Origin of the sequence: Xanthovirga aplysinae (genome assembly GCF_009711365.1) — a bacterium.
In the GTDB taxonomy this organism is placed as follows: Bacteria; Bacteroidota; Bacteroidia; order Cytophagales; family Cyclobacteriaceae; genus Xanthovirga; species Xanthovirga aplysinae.
Genome location: NZ_SMMB01001069.1, coordinates 1 through 7386, shown reverse-complemented (window position 1 = coordinate 7386; position 7386 = coordinate 1). Strand labels below are relative to the sequence as shown.

Here is a 7386-nt window from a genome sequence, read left to right as displayed (position 1 = left end):
TAAGAAAGATTCCTTATTAAGGAACTTCCATTTATTGGGAAAGATTAAAACGAAGTTGAGCACCCACAGCAGTATCAGAATGGGTATAGGAACTGCCCACCAGTGGCTCATTTACATTACGTTCAAAATAAACCAATAAATTAAGTTTATTTTTCATGGTCATATAACTAATAGTTGGTTTAATGCTAAAGCTATTATTTCCATCTGTTATAATGCTCTCCTCATCCAATTTTCGTTGGAGGGTTTGGTTCTTTCCGATGCTTAACCCCATATTAAATTTCAGATCATTTTTTAATCTTACAGTTCGTCCCTGTACTCGGAATGGCAATTTAAAATTTGAGGTGGTGTAACCAAAATTAAAAGTAAAGCCTTTATTATTGCTTTCGGTAACTTCCGCATTGGTCATACTTAAGGTTAAGGTTCGTTGCATCTGATATTCAATTGAAGTGGTTATTCGGCTTTTGGTCTTAACATCCACTCCAATTAGAGGCGCATATCTTTCAGTTATGGTTACTTGATCTATAATAAATACAGGAACAAGGTTTCCATTTTCCCCAACTCTGGTTGCGGATGGGTATTTTTCAATATTTTTATTCAAAAGGAACAACTCATTCTCATTATAAAGAAGTGAATTACTATAATTATTCACACTGTACATCGATTGATATGCATGGGATACGTTCACTGAGGAAAAAATATCCTGAAAAGCGGCAAGTTTTCCTAAGCCAGCATAAGTCATTCGCCAATTTGGCACAGGCACCTTAGGAAAAGGAGATAGAGCTACTTCATTGGGGTCTTTGTCACCATAAGCTGCTAAAAAGGCAGGAATTAAAACATCCTGAGAGTTGAGTCCATAAGAGGGGCCGGCCCCTCTGGTGGCATTGAGACGGTTTTGAATCGTATTTCGATATTCTTCAAACTTCTTAAAAACAGCTGAATTATGTTCCTTATTTTCCTTACTAAATGAGGTTCCTAATGTAAAAAATGAAATATCATAAGTTCCGGACCGGGTTGGAGTTAAAGAAGTAAAATCATCGCCACCATCGGTTTCAACCCGGAATATCTCACTATAATTATCCATTTTTGACTTATTGGCGTCCAATTGGATTCTTAAATCTTTTAAAGGCTCAACAGTTGCTTTTACACTAAAACTAAGGCGATTATACTGACTAAACGGCTGTGTAAGTGAAGAACTATTGATTAACCAACCATTTTTTACCGCCTCCGAACGAATTCCGGGGTCCTGACTTCCTAATATAAATGGCAGGCCAGGAGCAAATGAATCTTTATTAAGGCCAAAGTAAGTAGGGGATTGTTTAAACCCTGGTAAATAGGTTCCTTCACTTTTATCGTAGGTGAATGTCATGGAACGCAAAGACATCAAAACTCTTAGAAACCCATTTAGCACCCGACTTTCCTTTTCTTCTTCCTCTCCTTCTTCACCATCTTGCGGCTTTCTAGGCCTTCTCCTTGTTGGTTGATTAATTTCTTTTAACCTACCCGATTTATTGTATAATTTCACCAAATCGATTTTACCCGTAAGGCCCCATCCCCTTTGGTTTTCAATAATACTTCCCAGGTCCAAAGTATCGGCAGGGTCCCCTTCCAAAAATGTTCCAGCTGTCCAGAAATAACTTACACTATAATTAGCATTAGCACTTGTCCAGTTGGTAAGAGGGAATTTATCTAAAGGCAGTTTATAATTTAGGCCTATTTTTTGGTCATACCCTTTAATCCTGCCTAATTTGCGAATGTTCTCCCAAACCTGATCTTTCTTTTCCTGTGTATCTATATCACCTTCAGGCTCATCTACTATTGCATTGGCTAAAGCACTATAATCCAGTGCAAGGCTCTTAGTTAGATTCCAGCGCAAATTATACTGACGGTCCATTGTGAACGTCTTTTCCCAAATGGGATCCAAACCATCGGTTTTTAAAAACTGGTCTCTCAATTGTGTCCTGGTAAACCTTCGATCCATACTGGTTCGAAAAGAAAGGCTACTTGGTAAAAGAGAAAAATTAAAATCCTTAAAAAGTTGAAAATATGGATTGTTGAAAGCCTTAATCTTTTTAAAAGGCTCTACATTAACTGGTTTGGGCGTAAAATTATAATCAAGAGATCCGCTGTAATTTCTTGATTCATAAGAAGCCGTGTTTATATCCGATTGCTTAACTTCACTGTAAGCATAGCTCACAGAAAAATTTTCTACATCGTAAATGTGTTTTTTAGCATCCGGATTAGTTTTTTCTTTACGAACATTGGAAAAATTAATGCTACGTCGAACTTCCTGATCTATTACCATTTCCTTATACTCCTCTTTTTCCTCAGGGTCTTCAATTGCATTCAATGCCGACTTCAAAGGGATATCCGGATCCAAAGGATCAAATTCAGGAGTTAGTTGACTTTTTTGGTAACTTACATACATGGGGATTTTTAGGCCAGCCTTCTCCGGAAGAAGCTTATCCAAATTCACATTTGCCCCCACGGCATAAGCTTTTGCCTCTTCCCGGGTCCTTTGGGAAATACCTTGTTCCAAACCACCGAAGCCGGAAGAAGTAAATTGCCCTGAAGCCGTGACATTAGCAAAATCAGCCAATTTCAAATTCACAGCGGCATTGGCGGCCCATGCAGATTTGGTATTAAATTCAGTCACTCGCAATTCATTGGCCCAAATACAAACAGATTTAGGAGCCCCATCCTGAGATTCAGGATTACGAATACCAATCATTACAGTGGCAACAGCGCTCATGTCAGGATTACCTACTACTGTCAACCTATATTTTCCTACTTCCTGGCTAAAAGGAAGACTTCGGTCATCAACTCTTTCGCGATTTCTGGCTGATTTTAAAGTATAAAGATCGTCAAAAACTATATCTATTTCGTTTTGATCTGGCCAGATTTGATGTCGATCTGTAGATCCATTTGGTGTCATATCCAGAGGCACCTCAATTTCGTAATAGTTATTAACAAAGTCGGTCCCTAAACGAATAAAAGCACTTACTTCTCCATTGCCAGCGGTTTCACTTTCAGCATGAATAAACATCTTCATACGACCGTAGTTGATCATATTCAAATTAACATTCTTGAAAACAGCCCGGGCATCTTTATCTTCCAAATCTTCTACACATAGTTGAAGGGATTGTTCGTTTAACTGTCTACTATTAAGGCTGGTATTATCCGTATCTCTGACCATACCAGGAGGTAAATCATAACCTGATTTACTGTCTCCTCCTTGTCCATTTTCCTCTATATTCACTACCGAAATATTGAATTTCGTATTCCCTGCAGGAGGGTATTCTGAAAATTCAGGATCTCTCAGGTTTCCATCATATTTTCTCCACTGACTCCCCACTAATTGAAATTTAGCCATCCTTAACACCACAGGTTCAGAAAACCCAGTTAAATAGGTACGCATGAACCGCATATTCTTAAAACCTGAAATCTCCCCATAAGTATTTCCAGGCCCTACTTCCCTGACTGGAATACGAAACAAGTACCAGTTCACCTCCTCTCCATCGATATCTTTCGAGACCTTATCTACGATGTGATTTTCACCTACCTTTAGATTATTTGGTTTTAAATGCACTTTATATTCATAGTAATTTTCCAGATCATTAAGTGTATTATTCCCTAATAAATCTTCACTATCGGGATCATTACTATTAGAAGCAGAAAAACCATTGGTCGAAGCAAAAGGAGTATTCCCTGACAGCCCTCTGAAATTTTTATAACGCTCCACCACTTTATGATCGTTCTGATCATGATTATCCCCTAAATAAAACTCAAAATCATCGCCATCGGGATCGGCCATTATTTGCTCATAAGCTTCCGGAAGTAAGTTGAGTCTTCCAAGAGCGGTTATAAAATCAGGATAATGTTCCCTTGCTCTTTCATTATTAAGTCCATTTAACCCCACATCCTGATTCGCCCGGGCCTCTTCTGAAGTGTTCTCAAAAGCTCCTGTTAAATTTTGTTTGGTAGAATACCTTCCCCATGCAGAGAACGCCACCCCATTATCCGATCCATCAGCTGGAAGGCCATTTTCAAAGTGCAATTGACCATCTTTTAAAACACTTTCCGAAACATCCCCCAGGTTAAATACTAATTCTCCTCCAGTTGTATTTGGCTTGTCCAACACTTTCCCATTTTCCCCGGTAAGAAAAGGATCCAACAGCCAAAATTCGATGTACTCTATATTATTTTGGTCAAAATCAGTATTTGAAGAAATAGCCTGAGTGATCCCCGCCCAATTTCCCTCTGGATTCTTCAAAGTTCCGTCCGGATTTAAATTCTCGCTAAAGTTATAGGGACCCCTTTCCGAAGGAAAATACGCCAGGTCGAAGGTAGTTTCATAAGTTTGAACGGGTTCGATATCTTTCCCTCTAAAAATTTCCTGAGGCCCAATAGAACGAACATAGTGGTTTTTCATATCCTCTTCCGTAATATTGGAAGGCCTTTTATTAGGACCTGACTTGGTATAAAAAGATTGATCAATATTATACCAGGAAAGTTTTGCCCGTTTTTCACCTGCTCTAAGATCATCTATCGCCCCTCCACTTACATCAAAATCATTGTTTTTCGTTGCAGGTACACTAGATATCTTCCAATTATTAGGAATATTCAAACTAAAGGGGATCGCACTATTTTCAAAATCATCAATATATGAAGGCCCTTCCCCATCAACTATATTAGAAGTACCCGGTCTCAGTTGGGCAAATTCAGTGTTCAAAGTAATGGAAGAGGTTTCTTTGGTTTTCAGCAGTGGCAACCAATCTACCATTTTAGTAATAAAGCGAGAATCTTTATTCATATTAAAATCTAATCCCCAAATGGTATTACTTATTGGCTCATCCCCAATTACAGGCCGGGTATTGAATGGCACCTCATTCAAATGAAGAAGGGTGGCTCCCAAATTCATATTCTCATTAAACCGATAATCAAAACGGGATCCCACCATGGTGCGGGAACGAAAATTAAACAAATCCGCTTTTTCGTAGCTAATTTTTATTTTTTGTCCGGAATTTAGAATTCCTTGATTCAAAAGGGTAACCTTTCCCAACATATAGTCGACTGTATAATCCTGCCCTTCCATCAACACCGTACTTCCTGCCGTTACCCGAACCGACCCTTCAGAAATATTGATCCCATCCAAGAATATTTCGCTGGATGAGCCTCCACTCACCTCTCCTTTTAAAAAGAATTTATCTTTAGTGGTTAGCTGCATGGCATCATTACGAGTTTGTGTATAAAGCTCCTGATACACATATTTACTCACCAGGGCATCCTCACCTGTTGTGAATTGTTTTGCTAGGTGTTCTCCAAAAGGCTCCAAAACTGGAAAAAATAAACTTCCATTTTCCGGATTAATGGTAACTCCTTCCACAAAATCAAAATTCCCATCCTTTCCCGTATCACTATTCATATTCAGACGGTCCAGTCCCATTACTTCAATGAGGGGTTTATTTTTTAATTGGGCACCATCCTGAAGGGTGGGTAAATCCTGTCCCGTACGGTCATCCTTATAAATCACCTGCATCTTAAACCCATCCTTACTTATCTGACTTGCATTTAGGGAGTAGACATTCTTCATCATCAAATCCCAGGTAGGAATTTCAGGATTTATCTTATCAGGTTTGAGCAACTTTAGATAAATAACTTCTTTATCGGTCCGGCCAGCATAATCTTCACTCATTTCTCCCACTTTATAGCGTGTGCCATTATAAGTGTATTCAAAAGATACGGCTAAAAACTCGTCGGCCTGCAATTTGCGATTGAGGGAAATATAACCAAGCTGTTGATTAACCCTATATTCGTTTTGATCGAGTTTCCGAGCTCCGTTTACCTGTAGGAAGTCCAAGCCCTTTTTAAGACCTGCATTTTCCAATCCCACTACATCTTCTAAGGCATTTCCAGTCCGAAGACTTAAAATGTTATTGGCATTATTGTCACTTGGAGAGTTAGCACCATTAGAGGCCACCACATCCGTATTGGCAATTACTTTCCCTTCACCAAGATCCATTAGAACTACTACATTTCTAATGTTTTGAGTAACATTTCCTTGTTTCAAAACATACACCTCCACCCGGGCAGGATTAATGTTTACCCCACTCAATACTTGTGGTAACCGAGACAGCCAACCTTCATAATTATCCCTAAAAAAATGTCCTAAGAAAAAATGGCGGTTTTCATCATAGGAAGAAGCCCTAAATTCAAATGGTCGGGACTGTGCTCCTCCTTCAATCTCCACTTCATCGGCTTGACCTCTCTGGCTAGAGGCAACTGCGGTAACATACAACTTTCCAAATTGAAGCTGTGTCTTAATCCCAAATAGGTTTTGTCCTCCTGCAATTAAGCTGTTGTCCACTGGCATACTTACATTTCCAAATTCAATTTTTTTGATAATGTCCGTATCAAAACCGGTGAACTCCACCTTCATATTATTCTCAAAATCAAAGGAAGTATTATTATCAAAATTGGCATTAATTTCCAGTTTTTCTCCAACCTTTCCCTTAACATTTGTACTGATCTGTTGATCAAACTCCAAAGGCAAAAAGTTTCGCTGGCGATTAATAGGCCACGCAGGATTATGGGTTCTTTGCCACCGACTACTAAAGTCTAAAGTAACAAAGCCACTTGGGGTAATTTTAACATAGCTTCCTCCAAAAATACGGTCAAAAATAGGGCTAATATAAATTGGTGGAATAAGATCCCTTCCACTCACCGGACTTTCTCCATCCAAACCCGCTGAACGAGATTTCCAATATTCTTTCAACATGCGTTTTTCCTGAACTTCATTAAATTCATCAAAACTCATTTGATTGGATTGACGGAAAGGTACCTCTCCTATTTGTTCAGAAATAGTGTAATTAATAGTGGTGTCTAGCTCCACTTGTACATCCAATGTACTTAAGTTAGGAATAAGTAATGGAGATGGACTGGTACGAAAGGAAAAAGGATCTCCAAAACGGTCGCTTTCTCTAAAAGTAGATCGAGTGGTGGATTGATAAGGCAGGTTAGAAACACTATCTATTTTCGTAGTATCTTGATACAAAGTATCTTGTCCCAAGGAATCATTGGGTACTAAAAAAGCCAGACTCTTAGGATCAAAAGTAGAATTTTTCGGCCTTGCTCCTGCCAAAAATGTCGAAATAATGAACCAAGAAACAATAAAATATAAAAGTAACTTTTGATAGTTTAACAAGGCAGCTTGATTATAATTGACCGGAGAATTAAATGTTTTTCTAAAAAAAATAATTAATAAGGTTTAAAGGAAATATAAAAAATTTACTTCACATTTTTCTCCTATTTTAAATTTTACCTTTAATAAATCAAACAAGCGATCCATTAAAAAACCAAAACCACAGAAGAGTAAAAATCTTAAAATCC

General features: G+C 38.3%; 1 protein-coding gene. It reads right to left on the bottom strand.

Going from position 1 to position 7386, the window contains the following annotated elements; genetic code table 11:
* Positions 1 to 31: 31 nt before the first annotated feature.
* On the bottom strand, positions 32 to 7201 hold the full coding sequence (sov, locus tag E1171_RS11965) for a T9SS outer membrane translocon Sov/SprA (protein WP_246164304.1): 7170 nt from the start codon (positions 7199 to 7201) through the stop codon (positions 32 to 34).
* Positions 7202 to 7386: the final 185 nt, after the last annotated feature.